The 19,514-nt window shown below is 63.7% G+C and carries 21 protein-coding genes and 2 pseudogenes; 14 read left to right on the top strand and 9 right to left on the bottom strand.

The window, feature by feature from the left end; genetic code table 11:
- Positions 1-177 precede the first annotated feature (177 nt).
- The 3 genes from FPZ47_RS20290 (at position 178) to FPZ47_RS30265 (ending at position 1,669) form a co-directional block, all read left to right on the top strand.
- The gene (locus FPZ47_RS20290; RefSeq protein WP_144954438.1) at positions 178-1,050 is read left to right on the top strand and encodes a hypothetical protein; all 873 of its coding nucleotides are present in this window, start codon (positions 178-180) and stop codon (positions 1,048-1,050) included.
- On the top strand, positions 1,050-1,454 hold the full coding sequence (locus FPZ47_RS20285) for a hypothetical protein (protein ID WP_144954436.1): 405 nt from the start codon (positions 1,050-1,052) through the stop codon (positions 1,452-1,454). The genes FPZ47_RS20290 and FPZ47_RS20285 overlap by 1 nt, the downstream gene beginning before the upstream one ends.
- A gap of 92 nt (positions 1,455-1,546) precedes the next feature.
- Positions 1,547-1,669: a hypothetical protein gene (locus tag FPZ47_RS30265; protein WP_281291879.1), complete on the top strand. Its 123-nt coding sequence runs from the start codon at positions 1,547-1,549 to the stop codon at positions 1,667-1,669.
- Positions 1,670-1,784: 115 nt separating this feature from the next.
- On the opposite strand, the gene FPZ47_RS20280 is transcribed toward FPZ47_RS30265, so the two are convergent.
- From FPZ47_RS20280 to FPZ47_RS20245, 9 genes and pseudogenes are all read right to left on the bottom strand, one after another.
- Entirely contained in the window at positions 1,785-2,297 is a 513-nt protein-coding gene (locus FPZ47_RS20280) for a GNAT family N-acetyltransferase (RefSeq protein WP_144954433.1), read from the bottom strand.
- Positions 2,298-2,300: 3 nt separating this feature from the next.
- A complete protein-coding gene (locus tag FPZ47_RS20275; protein ID WP_144954431.1) occupies positions 2,301-2,570 on the bottom strand; it encodes a type II toxin-antitoxin system TacA family antitoxin in 270 nt (89 codons plus the stop codon).
- Between the two features lie 406 nt (positions 2,571-2,976).
- Positions 2,977-3,174: a VapC50 family PIN domain-containing toxin gene (locus FPZ47_RS30905; protein ID WP_484213799.1), complete on the bottom strand. Its 198-nt coding sequence runs from the start codon at positions 3,172-3,174 to the stop codon at positions 2,977-2,979.
- A gap of 41 nt (positions 3,175-3,215) precedes the next feature.
- A pseudogene (locus tag FPZ47_RS30900) lies at positions 3,216-3,554 on the bottom strand (PIN domain-containing protein); the annotation flags it as partial.
- Positions 3,555-3,556: 2 nt separating this feature from the next.
- Positions 3,557-4,066 (bottom strand): helix-turn-helix domain-containing protein, encoded by a 510-nt coding sequence (locus FPZ47_RS20265; protein WP_246133503.1) that lies wholly within the window; start codon positions 4,064-4,066, stop codon positions 3,557-3,559.
- A gap of 141 nt (positions 4,067-4,207) precedes the next feature.
- Positions 4,208-5,092, bottom strand: coding sequence for an HNH endonuclease (locus FPZ47_RS20260; RefSeq protein WP_144954425.1), 885 nt, complete (start codon positions 5,090-5,092; stop codon positions 4,208-4,210).
- 10 nt (positions 5,093-5,102) lie between these two features.
- On the bottom strand, positions 5,103-5,618 hold the full coding sequence (locus tag FPZ47_RS20255; protein ID WP_144954423.1) for a GNAT family N-acetyltransferase: 516 nt from the start codon (positions 5,616-5,618) through the stop codon (positions 5,103-5,105).
- A gap of 2 nt (positions 5,619-5,620) precedes the next feature.
- Positions 5,621-5,899, bottom strand: coding sequence for a type II toxin-antitoxin system TacA family antitoxin (locus tag FPZ47_RS20250; protein ID WP_246133502.1), 279 nt, complete (start codon positions 5,897-5,899; stop codon positions 5,621-5,623).
- A 130-nt stretch (positions 5,900-6,029) separates the two neighbouring features.
- A complete protein-coding gene (locus tag FPZ47_RS20245) occupies positions 6,030-6,392 on the bottom strand; it encodes a DoxX family protein (RefSeq protein ID WP_144954421.1) in 363 nt (120 codons plus the stop codon).
- Positions 6,393-6,398: 6 nt separating this feature from the next.
- On the opposite strand from FPZ47_RS20245, the gene FPZ47_RS20240 reads away from it, so the two are divergent.
- The 11 genes and pseudogenes from FPZ47_RS20240 to FPZ47_RS20200 all read left to right on the top strand — a co-directional run bounded on the left by FPZ47_RS20240 (position 6,399) and on the right by FPZ47_RS20200 (position 18,487).
- The gene (locus FPZ47_RS20240; protein ID WP_210419952.1) at positions 6,399-6,830 is read left to right on the top strand and encodes a DoxX family protein; all 432 of its coding nucleotides are present in this window, start codon (positions 6,399-6,401) and stop codon (positions 6,828-6,830) included.
- Positions 6,831-7,083: 253 nt separating this feature from the next.
- Complete coding sequence (locus tag FPZ47_RS20235) at positions 7,084-7,392, top strand: hypothetical protein (protein ID WP_144954418.1); 309 nt, start codon at positions 7,084-7,086, stop codon at positions 7,390-7,392.
- 360 nt (positions 7,393-7,752) lie between these two features.
- Positions 7,753-8,739 carry an amidohydrolase family protein gene (locus FPZ47_RS20230; RefSeq protein ID WP_144954415.1) on the top strand — a complete coding sequence of 329 codons (987 nt, stop codon included), beginning with the start codon at positions 7,753-7,755 and terminating at the stop codon, positions 8,737-8,739.
- Between the two features lie 165 nt (positions 8,740-8,904).
- A complete protein-coding gene (locus FPZ47_RS20225) occupies positions 8,905-9,816 on the top strand; it encodes a class I SAM-dependent methyltransferase (protein WP_144954412.1) in 912 nt (303 codons plus the stop codon).
- Between the two features lie 322 nt (positions 9,817-10,138).
- Positions 10,139-10,993: a slipin family protein gene (locus tag FPZ47_RS20220; RefSeq protein WP_145039564.1), complete on the top strand. Its 855-nt coding sequence runs from the start codon at positions 10,139-10,141 to the stop codon at positions 10,991-10,993.
- Entirely contained in the window at positions 10,990-11,226 is a 237-nt protein-coding gene (locus FPZ47_RS20215; protein ID WP_144954407.1) for a hypothetical protein, read from the top strand. The genes FPZ47_RS20220 and FPZ47_RS20215 overlap by 4 nt, the downstream gene beginning before the upstream one ends.
- 24 nt (positions 11,227-11,250) lie before the next feature.
- Positions 11,251-11,378: pseudogene (locus FPZ47_RS30895) on the top strand (phosphoketolase family protein); the annotation flags it as partial.
- A gap of 315 nt (positions 11,379-11,693) precedes the next feature.
- A complete protein-coding gene (locus FPZ47_RS20210; RefSeq protein ID WP_144954404.1) occupies positions 11,694-14,195 on the top strand; it encodes a plasma-membrane proton-efflux P-type ATPase in 2,502 nt (833 codons plus the stop codon).
- 325 nt (positions 14,196-14,520) lie between these two features.
- Complete coding sequence (locus tag FPZ47_RS30260; protein ID WP_281291878.1) at positions 14,521-14,652, top strand: hypothetical protein; 132 nt, start codon at positions 14,521-14,523, stop codon at positions 14,650-14,652.
- A 477-nt stretch (positions 14,653-15,129) separates the two neighbouring features.
- Complete coding sequence (locus FPZ47_RS20205; RefSeq protein ID WP_144954401.1) at positions 15,130-15,984, top strand: slipin family protein; 855 nt, start codon at positions 15,130-15,132, stop codon at positions 15,982-15,984.
- 133 nt (positions 15,985-16,117) lie between these two features.
- A complete protein-coding gene (locus FPZ47_RS20200; RefSeq protein ID WP_144954398.1) occupies positions 16,118-18,487 on the top strand; it encodes a phosphoketolase family protein in 2,370 nt (789 codons plus the stop codon).
- Positions 18,488-19,514: the final 1,027 nt, after the last annotated feature.

Genomic DNA, 19,514 nt, shown 5'->3' with positions numbered 1-19,514 from the left:
ATTTTCCCTTGCACGAAGGGCATTTCCGTGTCACGACACAGCCATCACCCACATCAGGCTGAAAAATCAGGGTCAGAGCTGTCGCCGAGTCAATCGGGCACCATGTCGGTATGCCGTTGTCGGAGAGGTTGCTGCTCGAGGTGGCTGGTGACCGGAGCTACGCGCGAGGCGAAGACTATGTCCGGTCCGCAACCTGATGGTTTCTGCACGTGCCCGCACGCCGGCGATGGTCACTTCTGCAAGCACCTGGTCGCGGTCGGACTCGCCGTGATCGACAGCGGCGCCGTCGACGACGCCACTCGGGAGGAATCGGCGCTGGAAGCGACCGTGCAGGCGATGGACGTCGACGAGCTTCGCGAACTCGTCATGACCCTCGCCCACCGCGACGGCGAAGTGCGCCGCATGCTGGAGGTTCGCGCCACGGCCGCATCCGGTGATGACACGACCGCCAAGGCCGAGTTCGAAGCCTATGTGCGCAACGCCCTGGAATTCCGCGGATTCGTCGACTATCGCGAGTCCTACGCGGTCGCGGAAGCAGCCAGTCAAGTACTCGACGAACTCGGGAATCACCTGAATGCAGGGGCAGCCGAAATCGTGCGGCCAGCTCTGCTTTGCGCATTGCCCCTGCTGCGCACGATCACCGAGCAGGCGGACGACTCGTCAGGTGCGATTGGCGCTGAATGCGAGCGGGCCGCCGACCTATTCGCGCAGGCATGTCGACTGGGTTCGCCAGACCCAGCCGAACTCGCGGAGTGGCTGGCGAGTTTCCGAGCGACCTCGCCGGGGTGGCCGACACTGGTGCTCGCGGATTTCGTCGACGCGTTCGACGAACATGCGCTCGCGATTTACCGCGCGGCGGTCGCGGACTTGGACCGCCAGCACGGAGGTCGCGACCACTGGAGCCGGTTTGAAGTCAATGCCATGTTGCTGGAGCTCGCCGATCACGACGGCGATGTCGATCGGGCTGTCGACCTGCTGAACGACCGGGAGCACCCGCAGTACGGGTCGATCATCGCCCGCTTGCGGGAAGCGGACGTGACGACGAGATAGTGCATTGGATCGATCGGGCGGTTGCCGAAGGACGAGCAAGCAGTCAAGGCGGCGGTAATGGCTATTGGCTGAGCCCGTCCGCCGTCGCCGACACGTACCAGGAAATCGGCCGCATCGACGATGCGATCGCCGTTCTGCGTGCTGATTTCGTCCGGCAGCCTGCGGTCCACGCCTATCGGTCACTGCTGGACTTTGCCGCCACGATCGATCGCGCCGATACCGAACGCGCCTGGGCGCTCGACCACGCGCGAGAATTGGCTGGTGGCCCCGGCGCGGGGTCGGTCCTGGTCCAGCTCTCGCTGAGCGAGGGAGACGTGGACGCCCCTGGGAGGCCGCCGACCGCTACGGTCCCGGATGGGCATGGCAGGAACTCGCTACGCAAGGCGCCGAGGCTCGGCCGATAGCCGCTGCAGATCTGTACCGGCCGCAGCTCGACAACGACTTGCAGCGTCCCAACACCAGGATCTACCCGGGCATTGCTGCGACGCTGGCAACGATGGCCAAGCTGTATGAAAGAGGCGGTCGCAGTGCTGATTTCGCGTCGTACATCGCCGAGGTCCGGCAAGATTACGGCAGGCGCCCCTCGCTGATGAAGGCGCTCCAAGCGAAGGGGCTCTGAGCGACCTCACTCGCTGGGCCAGCGAGTGAGGAGCACTGGCTGCGTCGACCCCACCTGTAGGGACATCGCAATCCGGGACCGCCATTCTTGTTGGCGTACTTCCGCCGCACTTACCCTACTCACTCCAGCGCTGCCCGAGCGCTTTCGCCGCTGTGGACACCTTCATGACCAGACGACGCTCGCGGTTCCTGACGGGAACGAAGTGGTAGTGCTCGTAGAAGGATCGTGCTTCGTCGTCAATGGCATCAACGACGACGAGTCGGCCGCCGCCGATTTCGGATGCGGCGACGGCTTTGCTGAGTGCGTCGAGCAGCAGCTGCTCGCCATATCCCTGACCCCGCAGCGATGTGTCGATCGCTAGGCGGGCGATCAAGTATCCGGGTATGCGGGAATAGCCGCCGGCCATCGATCCCGACAGGCCGTCGTCGTTGCGTACCACTTCGGTGGGACAGATGGCGAAATAGGCGATGACTTTCTGTTCGCCGAGCGGGGTCCACACGTAGACGTGCGCGACTCCGCTGCTGTCCGCGCGACGGGCATGGGCGATGAGCCAGGAGTTCAGCGACTCCTTACCGCAGTCGAATCCTTCCAACGTGTGGGCATCAGTGAGTCGCGCGGACTCGAACATTATTCAACGCCTTGTGAAGACCGGTGGTTTGCGTGCGGCCGCCGCCAGCCGCGGCGCGTCGTCAGCAGCATCGAGAGAGCACATCAGTTTGTCGAACTGTTCGGGCTCCATTGCCGTCACCAGCTCCTGACGCAAGATGTCTTCGGCGCGTTGCATCGCAGCTTTGCGCACGAATTCCGACGTCTGCTCGTGGACAAGGTTGGCGGCACGCTGGATGCGGTCCAAGGTCGCTTGCTCCGCGCGGAGCTCGATCCGCTTCGTTTTGACTGCCACAGCGACACCTCCTTCTTTCCTCAGTCATCCCTGCTCGCGATTGCCGATCGCTTCATTGTACGGTGAATGTACGTACGAAGCTAGCGAGGGTTGCGGCCAGCGCTGGGGACCACCCAGGGACCACACGTCATGCACGATGCCGAACGACCTGCACGTCCGTGAACGCCACACACCACCGCCCCGACCACGAAACCTCCGGTGACCCGGGAAAACGCGCTACCGCAACTTCCTGGGGGTCAAATGGTCGCAGGTTCAAATCCTGTCAGCCCGACTAGGGAAGATGGGCTCTGATCTGCTGTGATGTCTTGAGCGGTAGGTCAGACGACCCGGAGCGCGGTCCCATTTTGGGACCACAAGTGCCTCGACGGCAGCTCGCCGGCGCCCGCAGCCGAGATGTTGCACCCGATCAGCTAAGTGCCAGGAGCAATGCCGCGCCGAATCCCGGGCACTGCCGGTCCCGCAACAGCGTGGCGATCTCGGTCGCGCTCCGCGGTGGCCCATTTCGTCCAGTCCTCGTGGCGACTGCACGCACCGCCGCCAGGACGGCGCTGGGGTGCAGGTCGAGCGAATCGAGCAGAAATGTATCTGCGGTTTGCGAAAACATCGACACTGGCAGCTCCTCGGGCGGGAAATCCTCTGATCTTCGGTCACGATTACGTCTGCACGCCCCGATAGCGCAGCCGCCACGACGTGGCGATCCGTCGCGTCGGGCAGGCTGATCGCTTCGACGAGCGGCTGCCACCCGTCGACCAGTGCGTCGGGGAAGGCCCGGTTCATCTGGGCCAGCAATCTCCCGACGTACGAGTCGACCACGTCAGGCGCTACGCCTCGTTCGGCGGTGAGTCGGCGGACGGTCCGCTCCAGCTCGTCAAGAACCTCCGAACTCCACAACGGTCGGTAGACCGACTGTTCGGCGACCTCAAGAAGGACATCTCGCGACAGGCTTGGAACCAGGACGCACGTGTCGAGGAACGCCGAAAACATTCTCAGCCGGTTTTGCCCCGCGCGGCCCGCAACGCAGCCGACACCGCTGCGGGATCGGCGTCGTACAGGTCAAGGCGTTCAGCATCGGCAACCATGTCGTCCAGCGCTTGTGCGGCCGCCTTCCGCTGACGCTGGCGGTACTCGATCAGGTCCTGCAGTCGGACCTTCCGGTGTCGGCTCGGCTTGTCGAACGGGATAGCCCCCGTTTCCAGCAGCCGGACCAAGGTGGTCCGGGAGATGCGGAGCAGATCGGCTGCCTCTTGCGTCGACAGCGTGAGGTGGTGGGGTGCGATCGTTACCGCAAGGCCGGCCTTCAACGCCTCGGCGACCTGGATGAGGATCGTGAACATCGAGTCGGGAATCGGCACACCCGATCCGTCGGCGTCGACAAGGCGTGCGGTCGGCATGGCTGTACCGCGGCCCTTGCTGCGAAGACGTTCGATGAAGTCGATCACCTCAGCTTGTTCGTCGGACGGCAGGATAACGCCTGGGGATTCTTCCAACGGCTGCACCGTGACCTCCTTTCGTTTGGAACGAGCAATACGATCGTTTCACGCGTTCCGAGAGTACGCCTTGCTCCTGTTCACTGAAACGGGCGCAAATGGCGTCCGACATGGCCGCTGGTCAAGTAGGCGAGGGATCGACGCGCTCGCTCATCCTGCGGCGCGGAACTCGTCGAATCGTTCGGCGAGTCGATCAGCCGCCGGCTGGTCAGATGCTCGCGCAGGCAAGGTTAGGAGTCGGCCGTCCATCTCTTGAAGGCCGTACCGGAGCATCGGCCCGTCGATTTCATCCATGAGGGCACGGTTGATGTGGACGACGTAATCCGGTGAGATGCCGAGCAGATTTGCGTCGAATGCGGCGTGGTGGATTTTGCAGAGGCTCAGGCCATTCTCGACGATCGGAAGGCCGTGCTGCTTGGTGTCGCCGATGATGTGGGCAGCATCGAGGAGCCTGCCGTGCCGGAGGCTGCAGACGGTGCACTGCGTTTGGTAGGCGAGGAGCACGCGGCCACGGAATTCGGGTTGATGGAGGCGTTGTCTGACGATTCGTTCGGCGTATTCGCGTTCGGCTGGTTTGAGCTGAAGCGGGTTGGAGACGAAGCGAAGGCTCTCGTCGAGAGCAAGTATGAATTGTCGATTGGCGGAATCGTCGGCGACGACATAGACCGGGAAAATCGGCACGAAGGTGCCTGGGCGAATGGTGCGCAGCAAGATGATCGGCAGGCCGAGTTCGAAGGCACGCCGCAGTTTTCGATTGTCGCCGTCGGTGCTGCCTGCCCGGTAGTCGTACGCGTAGAGGGAATCGCCCACGTGCGTATCTGCGTACGGCCCACTGGGATTGGAGATCACCGACAGCGTGGCCAGGAGTTCTTTCGGGTTTCGGATACCGCGGTTGCGGTCAATTATCCGCCATTGTTGGTCTCCGACCTGAAGTTGTTCGAGTTCGGACCTGGTGATGACGCCGTTCTCGGCGACGATGTCGGCGAGCCTGTCGAAGATCAGTTGGCGAAGATGCAGCTCAACCTGGCTGTCCATGGGTGGAGTCTTACAGGTTGGCCAGGGTTTCGGCGATATCTTTGGTCAACAGATAGAGGTCCACGTTGGCCGCATCGTGCGCGTTAAACGGTTCGAACCCGAACCGCTGCCACCAGCGGGACGCATCAGCGTTCAGCGCAGTGATGACCACGGCCCGGCAGGCAGCCTTGATGTTCAGCTCGGCGGCGGTAGCCAAGATGTGCTCGACCATCTCGGTGCCAACGCCAAGCTCGGCCACGTGAATCTCGGTAGCCAGTCGGCCGATCAGAAGCGCTGGAATCTGTTGTGGGGCGCCCTTGCCCACACGTTTGGGGCTGGCGGACCGATCGATGGCTGTCATCGACAAAGTGGCATAGCAGACGACGTTGTGGTTGGCATCGGCGATCACCCATGCCGCGGCGGTGTTGCCGCGGCGGTTCTGGCCGGCATAGCGGCGCAGCCATTCATCTAATGTTGGTTCGCCTGAGGTGAATTCGTCGCGGTGATGTTTGTCCGGGTCGAGCAGCGCCGGCCGGCGGAACCGCACCCTCAGTCCAGCCAGCTGAACTTCGAGGGCCGCTGCAACGCCTTCGCCAGCCGCTCACTGACCTGCGCTGGACGGTTGAGTGCATCGGTAAAGGCGGCCGCGGCGTCGGGGGAGAGGTGGACGGTCCGACGTTCGGCGAGTATGTCGTCGGCGGCACGGTTGGCGGCCTGCAGTACGAACGCCGTGATGCTGAGATGCGCCTCGGATGCCGCTTCCTCCAGTCGGCGTTTGGCGGCGGCGTCCACTCGCAGCTGCAGGCGATCATCCTTCATCGCCGTCATGTACTTACAATGGCAGTACGGAAGGTTGGCCGTCAAGCTCGTTCGAGACGGGGTCGGTTCTTCTCGCTTGCGGGGACCGCTCAGGGGCTGGCTTGCTCCGCGCTGGCCGGTGCCGATCGGGCGGCCACCGCTACCGTGCCGGGATAGTCCCCACACCGAGCGCGTAGACGACGATGTACAGATTGATCAGCAGCATGACGATGGCAGGCAGAGCATCGGCCAGGGAATCCCCGCAGCGAAGGCGGACAACGACTCCCACGCCCATCATCAGTGTCAGGCCACCCGCGGCGGCGACGGTGAACTGCGGCAAGAAGTAGCCGAGGATGAGACCCAGCGATCCGAGCAACTCGAGAATCCCGGTGAGCTTCCGAAATCGGACCAGCCCGAAGCGGGCAAACTCCTCCACCATGGCGTTGGCGACGAGCACGGCCAAGCCGTAATACAGAAACAAAAGGATCGACAGAACTTTGCACGCCTGGTAAAGCATGTTCATGGTGTAGTGGTTCCGATCAACGATCGATCCTGTGACAGCGATACGGCAACGAAAGGCACCCCCATGTTGTCATCTGCGGCAGTTTCCACCAGTCTCCAGATCATCGTTGCACTGGGGTTGCTCAACGTCTGGCTGGTGCGGGCGCGGGCATCGACCGCATACCGGGGCGGTTCGGCGCAGTCGCTCAAAGAAGAATTCGCCACCTACGGACTTCCCGAGTGGTCCTTCTACGCCGTCGGTGCCCTGAAGATCGGGTCGGCGGTGCTGCTGATCGTAGGCATCTGGGTTCCGGCACTCATCCGGCCGCCGGCACTGATCGTTGCCGTGTTGATGGTCGGGGCACTGGCTATGCACGCGAAGGTCAAGGACTCGCCGACGAAGTTTCTGCCCGCGCTTCTGATGTTGTTGATGTGCGTCGCCATTATCCTGCTGCAGTAGAGTCGCCGCTCTAACTCCCGGGGTATGGCATTGAGTCCGTGGCGGAACTGCCACCACCGGCACCACGGCTCCAGTAAGGTCTTGGTATGGCAATTTGGGATTGGCTTGTGCCCAAATCGTGGCAGCCGAACGCCCGGGGCGACTACCGGGTGGTTGACGTGCGGGAAGCCGGACACGCACCATCGCCGGAACTTCCTCCTTCGCGGACACGGTAAACGCTCTGCCGCTCGGTCCCGTCGAAGTGACGTTGCGGTTGGAGGCCGACGGCGCGAACACGCGCGGGCTGGCCGCCTACGTCCTCGACCGGCAGGTGGGCTGGCTGGCAACCCAACAGAGCGTCATCAACTCTCGTCTCGCCACCGGTTTCCTCTGGCGCGACCCATGGATGACCTGGATGACAAAACTGGACGCGGCGGGGATCCAGCCAAGGTTTCACGGGTTGTTACGCATCGCGGGGGAGCCCGGCCGGCGGGTCATCAACATCGACGTACCGGGACGCAATGAACCCCGCCTGTCGACGATCGCCAAGCAGGTCATCGACGCTGAAGCGAACGGCGGATAAACCGGATACCCAGGCGGTGGCCCCGGTCAAGTACTGGCCGGCCGTGCACGTGTCGCGGAAGCCAGGTGGGTTGGACGTGCCGTGTCTGCGACGCCACGTCGTACTGGCCGCCCACCGACCCGGCGCACGTCGCGCTGGCCGGCGCTCCGCACCCGGAATGTGACACCTCCGGTGCAGCCGGAATCCCTTAGGAGCGAGTCGCTTTCATGTACGCGCGTTTGCGCAGCGAAGACGGGGGGCGTCAAACACGACCGCATCGGCAAAATCGTTGTCACCCGCAAGGACGATCTTGAAACCTCGGCTGCTCGACACCGGACTTCGGAGAGGTGATCATCGGAGGGTAAGGAAGGGATCGCAATCGTGAAAACCATTGGTCTGGAAGAGCATTTTGTCACCGCTGACGTGCTGCACGCATGGCGTGGTCTCGAGGCGCACTGGCAAAACCCGGCGGGACTATCCGCCGCAGACGATATCGTGCGCCGCCTCGCCGAGCTAGACGAGGAGCGCCTTGCCGCAATGGAAGACACTGGGCTCGACGTGCAGGTTCTCTCCCTGACCAGCCCCGGTGTTCAAAACCTGGCTCCCAACGACGCGGTGACGTTGCAGACGACCTGTAACGACCTCGTAGCCGACGCGGTGCGCGCGCATCCCGACCACCTGCAGGGCTTCGCGACGCTGGCTACCAGCGATCCGATCAAAGCCGCCAGCGAGTTGGAGCGCGCGGTAACCACATTGGGCCTCAACGGCGCGATGATCTTCCCCCGCAGCCGTGGGCGCAGTCTGGAACACCGCGACTTCTGGCCGATCTTCGAGGCCGCGGCTGCCCTCAACGCACCGCTCTACCTGCATCCACAGGTGCCGCCACCGCCGGTACAGGCCGCCTACTACGGCGGCTTCGCCGACACGGTCAACGCCGGATTGGCCACCTACGGTATCGGCTGGCACTACGACGTGGGTGTCGCGCTGCTGCGCTTGATCCTTGCCGGCGTCTTCGACCACTTCCCAAATCTCGAAGTGATAGTCGGTCATTGGGGCGAGATGGTGCTGTTTTACCTGGACAGGGTCGACGACTTGAGCACAGCCACCAAACGGGCACGTCCGATCTCCGAATACTTCCGCACCAACGTGCTGGTCACGCCCAGTGGCATCTTCAGCCAGCGATATCTGCGGTGGGCACTCGAGGTCATCGGAGTTGACCGCATCCTTTTCTCCACCGACTATCCCTACCGGTGCGCCTCCCACAACGGCGCGCGCCGCTTTCTGGAGGAAGCAGATCTGAGCGACGTCGAACGAGGGAAGATCGCATCAGGCAATTGGAACCGAATCTGCGCCGGCATCCGTCGCTGACGGCATCACAACACAGCCCACCAATTCGTCGATCTATGCCGAACTGACCCTTCGCGCTTGGCCCATCAGACCGGTCTGCTGAGGGGCGACGTCGATCAAGCAAGCGCAGTACGGTGGATGACGGTCCGAGACGGGTCGGCCCATCAACTTGTCGAAGGAGTGGACATGGCGCGCACAGACGATGACACGTGGGACCTGGCCACCAGCGTCGGATCCACCGCCACGATGGTCGCGGCTGCCAGAGCGGCTGCTACCCGGCGAGGGGTGATCAACGACCCGTTTGCCGAGCCGTTGGTGCGTGCGGTCGGCCTGGACTTCTTCACCAGGGTGGCCGAGGGTGAGGCGGATTTAGCCGAAGTCGCCGATGATGCCTGGTTTCGCCGGATGACGGACGTTTTCGCCGCGCGAGCAAGGTATTACGACGACTTCTTCAACAGTGCTTCAGCAGCGGGCGTACGCCAGGTCGTGATCGTTGCGTCGGGGTTGGATTCCCGCGCGTACCGCCTGTCATGGCCGGCTGGGACCACGGTGTACGAGGTCGATCAGCCCGAAGTGATCAAGTTCAAGACCTCGACGCTGGCCAGATTAGGTGCCGCCCCGACGGCCGACCTGCGGACGGTGAGCATCGATCTTCGCCAGGACTGGCCGACGGCTCTGCAGGCGGCCGGCTTCGACGCTTCCCTGCCCACGGCATGGAACGCCGAGGGGCTGATGATCGGATTCTTGCCACCTGACGCTCAGGATCGGCTGCTGGACAACATCACCGCACTGAGCGTTCCCGCCAGCCGCTTCGCCGGCGATTACGGGACGATGACGGATCAGTCCGCGGCGACGCAACAGCAGATGGCCGCCCAAGCCGATCACTGGCGCGAGCACGGCATAGATATCGACCCCGTGGATCTGAGTTACACCGGCGAATACCACGACGTACCCAAATACCTACAGGCCAAGGGGTGGGACACGGTTGGGACGACCCTGACGGATTTGCTCGGCGCTGCCAGGTTACCTCCGCTGCAGGACGAGGACCTTGGCGTTGCGCCTGCCTCGATCCTCTACGTCACCGCGACTCGCAGATAAGCGTTCCCGCCTGACTGCAGGCAGCCTCGTAAAGCGCGCTGCCCCGAACGGGTCCGCCGGTTGGTCGCCTCGGGTGTAGCCTGGGAAGTGCTGAGAATTTCAGCTGGTTCGGGATCAGTTCGGCTGTCCGCTGCAGAACTTCAGGAGCGTTGGCTCCGAGGCCCCTACACTTCGGTGATCGTTTGCACGTCGGGATCACCATGACTGTTTTACGGAGTTTCTTCGTTCGATCGGCTCCCGTACCTCACCTCTCAACAACGAGGGTTGCGCAGGACGTGGTCGCGGGCACCCGCCGGCACGGTTCACCGGAAGGTGTGCGGTGATGAAAGCGTTGGGTGTCGTCGTCGTTGTTCTGGTCGTGCTGTTGCTGCTGGTGCTGGCGTTGGCGGTGCGGATCGTCAAGCAATACGAGGACGGGGTGCTGTTCCGGTTGGGTCGGGTGATCGGGGAACGTCAACCCGGGTTGCGGCTGATCATTCCGTTCGTCGATGTGCTGCAACGGATTTCGTTGCGGGTCGTGACCATGCCGATCCAGTCTCAGGGGATCATCACCCGCGACAATGTCAGTGTCGACGTGTCGGCGGTGGCCTACTTCAAGGGCGTCGACGCGGTGAAGTCGGTGGTGGCGATCGAGAATGTCTATGCCGCGATCGATCAGATCGCCCAGACGACGTTGCGCAAGGTGGTCGGCCAGCACAGCCTGGACGAGACGCTCTCGGAGACCGACAAGATCAATCTCGACATCCGCGCGATCCTTGACGTCATCACCATCGATTGGGGTGTGAAGGTCACCTTGGTGGAGCTCAAAGACATCCAACTGCCCGACAGTATGAAACGGGCGATGGCCCGCCAAGCCGAGGCGGAGCGGGAGAAGCGCGCGAAAATCATTGCTGCCGAAGGTGAATCGCTGGCCGCTGCCGCCTTGGGCGATGCCTCGGACACCATGATGGCCCACCCGCTGGCGCTGCAATTACGCAATCTGCAGACCCTGGTCGAACTCGGCGTCGACAAAAACAGCACCGTGGTGTTCCCGGCGCCGTTGATGTCGACCATCGCCGAACTCGGAACCTTCCTGGCCCAGGAAAGCCGCGCAGCAGTCCGGCCAGAGCCACAGCCACCGATCCCCATCCCGGCGGCGGTGGCCAACGGCACCTCCGCCACGGAGAGCCGGCCATGATCGCCGCGGTGATCGTCATGGCGTTGACCGGGTGGGGTTACTGGATGATGTACCGCGACATGCGATCCCCCCGGGTGAGAACGCCGGCTGTCGCACCCGATCAGCGCGCGACCCGCGCCGCTGCGGTCCTTGGCCTCGAGGACGATCCTGATCAGTGGCGCGCTGGCCGCGGCGCCTGGACTGCACTGGACGAGCGTCAGCTCATCCGGCTGCTCACCGACTCCGCGCCATGACACCGACGAGCCACCGTCCGAACCATGGAACCTGAACTGCTGGGCAAGATGAACGCATACTGGCGGGCGGCGAATCACTGTCGGTCGGCCAGATCTACCTGTATGACAATCCGCTGCTGAAGCGGCCACTGGCGCTCTCGGATGTGAAACCGCTGGTGTGGCCGAGGATGTGCTGCGCACGGTGTACGACCCGCTCCAGCCAGGCTTCTGTGCAGGCCGGCGCTGATGCTGCGCTGACCTGTCTGCGGCGGGCCGTTCCCGCCGTGCCAGTTACCTGCTTTCGGCGTCTGGGGCGGCCAAGAGGCCGAAAAGCCGTAGGAACAACGGGCATTGCGGGACCGGGCGGCCACCAATCGGGTCGCTCGCCGCGGTTACCGGTCGGCGGGGACCGGTCCACGCGTTGATGCTGGATGACTTCGCGACTTCCGAAACACCCAGACGATAACGAGCAGGTAAGAGAGCCAACCATGACCACCGAGGATGAGAAGTCCCCACCCCGGAACTCCGCAGCGCCGACCAAGGCCGACCCGCAAGGGGACCTGAAGTCGCTGCCGATGCCCGAGCTGGAAAAGCAGCTCGCGAGTTCGGTTAACGGGATCGGTGCAGGCGAGGCCGGCAAACGCCTGATTCAGTACGGGCCGAACGAGATCGCGGAGAAGAAAACCAACCAGCTGCTGAAGTTCCTCGGTTACTTCTGGGGTCCGATACCGTGGATGATCGAGGTTGCCGTCATCTTGTCGGGCGTGCTGCGCCACTGGCCGGATTTCATCATCATCTTCGTGCTGCTCGCTGCTAACGCGTTCATCGGGTTCTGGGAGGAACGGTCCGCGGGCAAAGCCATCGACGCCCTCAGAGCCCAACTGGCGGTCAACGCGCGGGTACTACGCGACAGCACGTGGGTTACCCTCCCGGCGCGCGAACTCGTGCCGGGCGACGTGATCCGGCTGCGGCTCGGCGACATCGTGTCGGCCGACGCCCGCCTGCTCGACGGCGACGCGGTGGAGGTGGACGAGTCCGCGCTGACCGGGGAGTCGCTGCCGGCCAGCCGCGGACCGGGCGACAAGGTGTTCTCCGGATCGATCATGCGTCAGGGCGAGATCAGCGCCTTGGTGTACGCCACCGGCACGAATACCTACTTTGGCCATACCGCAGAACTGGTCCAAGCCGCCGACAGCGTCAGCCACTTCCAAAAGGCGGTGCTGCAGATCGGCAAGTTCCTGATCCTGCTCGCGTTGGCCATGGTGGTGCTGATCGTCGTCGTGTCGACCCTGCGCGGCAATCCGATCCTGGGTACCGTCCAGTTCGTCCTGGTGCTCACTGTGGCGGCGATCCCGGTGGCGATGCCGACCGTGTTGTCGGTGACCATGGCCGTCGGCGCACGCCTGCTTGCCAAGAAGCAGGCCATCGTCACCCGGCTGGTCGCCATCGAGGAGCTCGCCGGCGTGGACGTGTTGTGCTCGGACAAGACCGGGACCCTGACCCAGAACAAGCTGACTCTGGGCGACCCGTTCGCCGTGCCCGGGGTGAGCACCGGCGACGTCGTACTCGCCGGTGCGCTGGCCTCGCGCGTCGACGACAACGACACCATCGACCTGGCCGTCCTGGCCGGACTGACCGACCCGGCGGCACTCGACGCCTACCACGTGGTCCACTTCCAACCCTTCGACGCGGTCCACAAGCGCACCGAGGCCAGCGTCGAGCTCGCAGGCAAGCCGTCGTTCAAGGTCAGCAAGGGCGCACCGCAGGTCATCCTCGCCCTGGCCGGCAACGCGGCCGACGTGCACGCAGCCGTGGACACCGCTGTTCAAGAGTTCGCCCAGCGCGGCTTCCGGTCGCTGGGGGTCGCCCGCGTCGACGGCGACGGTCCGTGGCGGTTCCTGGGCGTGCTGCCGCTGTTCGACCCGCCCCGCGTCGACGCCAAAGAGATCATCGCGACTGCCGAACAGATGGGTGTGAAGGTCAAGATGGTCACCGGCGATGCCATCGCCATCGCCCGGGAGACCGCCAAGGCACTCGGGATGCGCGCCGGGATTCTTGACGCCGCCGGGCTGGGTGGCGTCAAGGAGGAGGTGACGGCCGCCGAGGCGACGGCGATCGCACAGGCCGACGGCTTCGCCCAGGTGTTCCCCGAGCACAAGTACCGCATTGTCGATGTGCTGCAGAAGCACGGCCATATCGTCGGGATGACCGGTGACGGGGTGAACGATGCCCCCGCGCTGAAGAAGGCTGATTGCGGCATCGCCGTGTCCGGGGCGACCGACGCGGCACGCGCGGCGGCGTCCATGGTGCTGCTGAGCCCGGGCCTGTCGGTGATCATCGATGCGATCAAGGAAAGCCGCCGGATCGTTCAGCGGATGAACAGCTATGCGATCTACCGCATCTCTGAGACGTTGCGGGTGCTGCTGTTCGTGACCGCCGCGATCCTGGTCTTCGGCTTCTTTCCCGTGACGGCGATCATGATCGTCGTCCTCGCGCTGCTCAACGACGGCGCGATCTTGTCCATCGCCTACGACAACGTGAAGTACAAGAACAGCCCCGAGGCGTGGAACATGCGCCTGGTCCTGGGGATAGCGACCGTCCTGGGTGTCATCGGGCCGGTCGCCGCGTTCGGACTGTTCTACCTGGGCGGGCACGAATTCAAACTCGACCGGGACCAGCTGCGGACACTGATGTATCTGATGCTGTCGGTCGCCGGGTCGCTGACGATCTTCCTCACCCGTACCCGCGGGCCGTTCTGGTCCATCCGGCCCAAGCGGATCCTCGTACTGGCCGTGCTCGGCGCCGAGACCATCGCGACGCTGCTCGCCGGCTTCGGGGTACTGATGACGCCGCTCGGCTGGCAGTGGGTCGCCTTCGTCTGGGGCTACGCCATCGTCTGGGCACTCGTCACCGACCGCGTCAAACTCCTCGCCTACCGCATCCTCGACCCGGTCAGACGGGACGCCGCTACCCACGCGGGAGCAGCTTGAGACGGTGACAGCGCGCCCGGTTACCCGGCTGCGCACAGTGTGGATACCACGACGACGATCGCCGCTTTCCACACCGCCACCAATTCCGCAGACCCCGTCTACCACGACAATTCCGACTGTCCCTACGGGCGGGACAGCACCCGCCACACCGGCCAGGCCGGAACCGGTGTCCGCCGCCGCTGACGCGGCCAGGCACAGGTTAGTGGGATGTGGTCATTCCACACGTGACGGCTGATTCCGGACCCAGGATCTGGTGGGCCCAGAGGACTGCTCCTGCTGACAGCACGCAGCCGCTGGCCGCGTGCGGGTTGGGGATGCTGACCGGGTGATCTCGCGCGACGGTGAACGGCTTCGCGTGGTGCAGCGCCGTGAGCAGGGAACCGTCAAGGAGGCGGTGAGTGGTGATGCGGGGGCCGATCGTGAGGGCAAAGCGGATTCGACCGCGCGGGCCGCGTAGCTGATCCCGCATACCTCAACGGAACTCGGCGACATACCCGCGGCGCAATCGCCACGAGATGATTTGTCAGACCGAGAATGCCGCCTCGAGCAGTTCTGGACCGCGTGCCGCCGGACGGCTGCCCGAGAAGCGCGATCTCGCGCCCGATCCGTCGGTCACCAGCAACGCTGGCACGCCTTACCGTAAAAGGGTCGCGGCAAAAGGGATTCGGCCGGTTGGTCGCCTCGGGTGTAGCCTGGGAAGTGCTGAGAATTTCAGCTGGTTCGGGATCAGTTCGGCTGTCCGCTGCAGAACTTCAGGAGCGTTGGCTCCGAGGCCCCTACACTTCGGTGATCGTTTGCACGTCGGGATCACCATGACTGTTTTACGGAGTTTCTTCGTTCGATCGGCTCCCGTACCTCACCTCTCAACAACGAGGGTTGCGCAGGACGTGGTCGCGGGCACCCGCCGGCACGGTTCACCGGAAGGTGTGCGGTGATGAAAGCGTTGGGTGTCGTCGTCGTTGTTCTGGTCGTGCTGTTGCTGCTGGTGCTGGCGTTGGCGGTGCGGATCGTCAAGCAATACGAGGACGGGGTGCTGTTCCGGTTGGGTCGGGTGATCGGGGAACGTCAACCCGGGTTGCGGCTGATCATTCCGTTCGTCGATGTGCTGCAACGGATTTCGTTGCGGGTCGTGACCATGCCGATCCAGTCTCAGGGGATCATCACCCGCGACAATGTCAGTGTCGACGTGTCGGCGGTGGCCTACTTCAAGGTCGTCGACGCGGTGAAGTCGGTGGTGGCGATCGAGAATGTCTATGCCGCGATCGATCAGATCGCCCAGACGACGTTGCGCAAGGTGGTCGGCCAGCACAGCCTGGACGAGACGCTCTCGGAGACCGACAAGATCAATCTCGACATCCGCGCGATCCTTGACGTCATCACCATCGATTGGGGTGTGAAGGTCACCTTGGTGGAGCTCAAAGACATCCAACTGCCCGACAGTATGAAACGGGCGATGGCCCGCCAAGCCGAGGCGGAGCGGGAGAAGCGCGCGAAAATCATTGCTGCCGAAGGTGAATCGCTGGCCGCTGCCGCCTTGGGCGATGCCTCGGACACCATGATGGCCCACCCGCTGGCGCTGCAATTACGCAATCTGCAGACCCTGGTCGAACTCGGCGTCGACAAAAACAGCACCGTGGTGTTCCCGGCGCCGTTGATGTCGACCATCGCCGAACTCGGAACCTTCCTGGCCCAGGAAAGCCGCGCAGCAGTCCGGCCAGAGCCACAGCCACCGATCCCCACCCCGGCGGCGGTGGCCAACGGCACCTCCGCCACGGAGAGCCGGCCATGATCGCCGCGGCGCCCGGACTGCACTGGACCAGCGTCAGCTCATCCGGCTGCTCACCCGACTCCGCGCCATGGCACCGACGAGCCACCAGCTCAATCGACAAAGGATGAGCGACGTTTCGAGTAAGGGACACCCCATGACGCACACCCCAACACTGGAACCCGAACTGCTCCATCGGATGGACGCGTACTGGCGCGCGGCGAACTACCTGTCGGTGGGCCAGATCTACCTGTACGACAATCCGCTGCTGAGGCGGCCGCTGGCGCTCTCGGATGTGAAACCGCTGGTGGTGGGCCATTGGGGCACCACGCCGGGGCAGAACTTCATCTACGTGCACCTCAACCGGGTCATCACCACCTACGACCTGGACATGTTCTATATCGCCGGCCCCGGGCACGGGGGTCCGGCCCTGGTCGCCAACACCTATCTCGAGGGCTCGTATTCGGAGATCTATCCCGACGTGAGTCAAGACGAGTCCGGGATGAAAAAGCTGTTCACCCAATTCTCCTTTCCCGGAGGCATTTCCAGCCACGTCGCGCCGACGACTCCGGGGTCGATCCACGAAGGCGGGGAACTGGGTTACTCTCTGAGCCACGCGTTCGGCGCGGCGTTCGACAATCCGGATCTGATCGTGGCGTGTGTCATCGGTGACGGCGAGGCCGAGACGGGCCCGCTGGCCACTGCCTGGCATTCCACCAAGTTCCTCAACCCGGTTGGCGATGGGGCGGTGCTGCCGATCCTGCATCTGAACGGCTACAAGATCAGCAACCCCACCGTGCTGGCCCGCATCGAACGCGAGGAGCTCGACCAGTTCCTGCGCGGCTGCGGCTGGGACCCGCATTACGTCGAGGGTGATGTCCCCGAAGACATGCACGAACTGATGGCTACCGTCCTCGACACCGTCGTCGCCGATATCCACGGAATCCAGCGCAAGGCGCGCACCGATGGCCAGGCCACCCGCCCGCGGTGGCCGATGATCGTGCTGCGCTCCCCGAAAGGCTGGACCGGACCCAAGGTCGTGGACGGCCTACAGATCGAGGGCACGTTTCGGGCGCATCAAGTGCCGTTGCTCGTCGACGAGCACCATCCTGGACACGTCGAGTTGCTCGACAGCTGGATGCGCAGCTACAAACCCACGGAGTTGTTCGATGAGAACGGGCGGCTGCTACCCGACCTGGCGGCACTGGCCCCCGGCGGGCACCGGCGGATGGGCGCTAACCCGCACACCAACGGCGGGGTGGTGCGTGACCTGCACATGCCCGACTTTCGCACCCACGCGGTGGCGGTGGCTTCGCCCGGTGCGGTGGAGGCCGAGGACACCCGCGTGCTGGGTCGCTTCCTGCGCGACGTGGTCAGCCTCAACCAGAATCAGCGCAACTTCCGGATCATGGGCCCCGATGAAACCGTGTCGAACATGCTCGACGCGGTCTTCGAGGTCACCGACCGCCAATGGGAGGCCCGCACCGTTGCCGACGACGAATACCTCGCCCGCTCGGGCAGAGTGCTGGATTCGATGCTCAGCGAGCACCAGTGCCAAGGGTGGCTCACGGGCTATTTGCTGACCGGCCGGCACGGGCTGTTCAACTGCTACGAGGCATTCATCCACATCATCGACTCGATGTTCAACCAGCACGCCAAATGGCTCAAAGTCACCGCGCAACTGCCGTGGCGCCGCAACATCGCATCACTGAACTACCTGCTGGCCTCCCACGTGTGGCAGCAAGACCACAATGGCTACACGCACCAAGACCCCGGCTTCCTCGACCATGTCATCAACAAGAAAGCCGACATCGTGCGGGTATACCTACCGCCGGACGCCAACTGCCTGCTCTCGGTGGCCGACCATTGCCTGCGCAGCCGCCACTACGTCAACGTGATCGTCGCCGGCAAACGCGCGATGCCGCAATGGCTGAGCATGGAGCAGGCAGAAGTGCACTGCACCCAAGGCATCGGTATCTGGGAATGGGCCGGCAATGATTCCGGCGCCGACCCCGACGTAGTGCTGGGCTGCTGCGGGGACACCCCCACCCTGGAGGTGCTCGCCGCGGCGCAGATCTTGCGGGAACACCTGCCCGCGTTGAAGTTCCGCGTGGTCAACGTGGTCGACCTGATGAAGTTGCAGTCAGCCAGCGAACACCCGCACGGTCTGAGCGACCGCGACTACGACGCCCTGTTCACCGCCGACAAACACATCATCTTCGCCTTCCACGGCTACCCAACTCTGATTCACCGGCTCACCTACCGCAGAACCAACCCCAACCTGCACGTGCGCGGCTACAACGAAGAAGGCACCATCACCACCCCCTTCGACATGCGGGTACAGAACAAACTCGACCGCTACCACCTCGTCACCGACGTCATCGACCGCCTCCCGCAACTCGGCGCGACCGGCGACTACCTCAAACAGACCATGGCCGACAAACTCGTCGAACACACCCTCTACATCGACACCCACGGCCAAGACCACCCCGAAATCCGCAACTGGACCTGGGACCCGCCGAAATGACGCCATCGACAGCCCGGGCGCAGCGGTGTGCCTCCCGCTTTCCGGACTGCGGACCAAATAAGGTCCGATCCGAAAAAGTTGGGATGAATTTTCTGGGAAATACACGCAATATAAGCCCGAGTTTCGGGACGATATTGCGAAGCTCGTGGTGGAGTCGAACCGCGCCGCGTACGCCGCCGGCGAGCCGCAGTTGGAGTTGTCTGGGCGTGCCGGATCACGGGAACTTGAACGCCACACCCGGGAACTGGAAATGGAAAACGCCTTTTAAAAAGGCGGTGAGTGGTCGGGCCGGTCGCCCAGCGACACCCGGCGGCGGCGCGGGGAGCCGGCCGCCGCGGTCAAGGCCCTGTTCGACCCCTTCGGAGGTGTCCACGGGTATCGGCGCATCCGCGCCGAGTTGCTACCGTCATCGACTGCTTCAGCAGGGAGGTGATCGGCTCTGCGATGGCCGGGCACATGCGCAACGAGCTCGTCACCGATGGGTGGCGACTGCTGCTCGCAATCACAGCCTTGAACTCGGCCAATATGCGTCAGCCGAATACCATGCGGCGCTCGAGCGTCTCGGGTTGCGCCATTCCCTGAGGAGCGGACCGCAGTTTGTTGCGACGACGCGCTGGCGGATTTATCCTCCTTCGCCAGCCTGAAAAACTGGCGGGTGCATCACATGCTGTATCCGAAACGAAAGAAAGTGAAGGTGGATATTGCACGCTACATCGAACTGTTCTGCACTCGACGCAGAATTCAGTCCGCACGCGGCCAACGCACCAAGTCCGTACCGAACACCTGAGTTCACAACTCGCGGCGTAGACTATGAACTACCGCGAAAACCGCATTCCGAAAAACGCGTGACAGTCCAGAGTTCTCCGGGGACGAGGGTGGTTTACCGATGATATTGAGCGCGCTGCAGGTCAGTGCTGATGCCGCCGACTTGCGGGGCGCGGTTGACGAGCTGGCGGGTTTGGTGGCCGACGGTCGGGGTTTGCCCGAGTTGCTGGCTGAGGTGTCGACGTTTGCGGTGCGCGCGATC

Origin of the sequence: Mycobacterium helveticum (assembly GCF_007714205.1) — a bacterium.
GTDB lineage: Bacteria > Actinomycetota > Actinomycetes > Mycobacteriales > Mycobacteriaceae > Mycobacterium > Mycobacterium helveticum.
The sequence above is the reverse complement of the archived record's forward strand: the minus strand, read 5'-3'. Positions and strand labels throughout refer to the sequence as shown.

Coding starts and splice junctions, on each gene's coding strand:
- FPZ47_RS20290 (WP_144954438.1), top strand. CDS start 178: ATGTCCGGTCCGCAACCTGATGGTTTCTGCACGTGCCCGCACGCCGGC.
- FPZ47_RS30265 (WP_281291879.1), top strand. CDS start 1,547: ATGGCCAAGCTGTATGAAAGAGGCGGTCGCAGTGCTGATTTCGCGTCG.
- FPZ47_RS20280 (WP_144954433.1), bottom strand. CDS start 2,297: ATGTTCGAGTCCGCGCGACTCACTGATGCCCACACGTTGGAAGGATTC.
- FPZ47_RS30905 (WP_484213799.1), bottom strand. CDS start 3,174: ATGTTTTCGCAAACCGCAGATACATTTCTGCTCGATTCGCTCGACCTG.
- FPZ47_RS20260 (WP_144954425.1), bottom strand. CDS start 5,092: ATGGACAGCCAGGTTGAGCTGCATCTTCGCCAACTGATCTTCGACAGG.
- FPZ47_RS20250 (WP_246133502.1), bottom strand. CDS start 5,899: ATGACGGCGATGAAGGATGATCGCCTGCAGCTGCGAGTGGACGCCGCC.
- FPZ47_RS20245 (WP_144954421.1), bottom strand. CDS start 6,392: ATGAACATGCTTTACCAGGCGTGCAAAGTTCTGTCGATCCTTTTGTTT.
- FPZ47_RS20225 (WP_144954412.1), top strand. CDS start 8,905: ATGGCGCGCACAGACGATGACACGTGGGACCTGGCCACCAGCGTCGGA.
- FPZ47_RS20220 (WP_145039564.1), top strand. CDS start 10,139: ATGAAAGCGTTGGGTGTCGTCGTCGTTGTTCTGGTCGTGCTGTTGCTG.
- FPZ47_RS20215 (WP_144954407.1), top strand. CDS start 10,990: ATGATCGCCGCGGTGATCGTCATGGCGTTGACCGGGTGGGGTTACTGG.
- FPZ47_RS20210 (WP_144954404.1), top strand. CDS start 11,694: ATGACCACCGAGGATGAGAAGTCCCCACCCCGGAACTCCGCAGCGCCG.
- FPZ47_RS20205 (WP_144954401.1), top strand. CDS start 15,130: ATGAAAGCGTTGGGTGTCGTCGTCGTTGTTCTGGTCGTGCTGTTGCTG.
- FPZ47_RS20200 (WP_144954398.1), top strand. CDS start 16,118: ATGACGCACACCCCAACACTGGAACCCGAACTGCTCCATCGGATGGAC.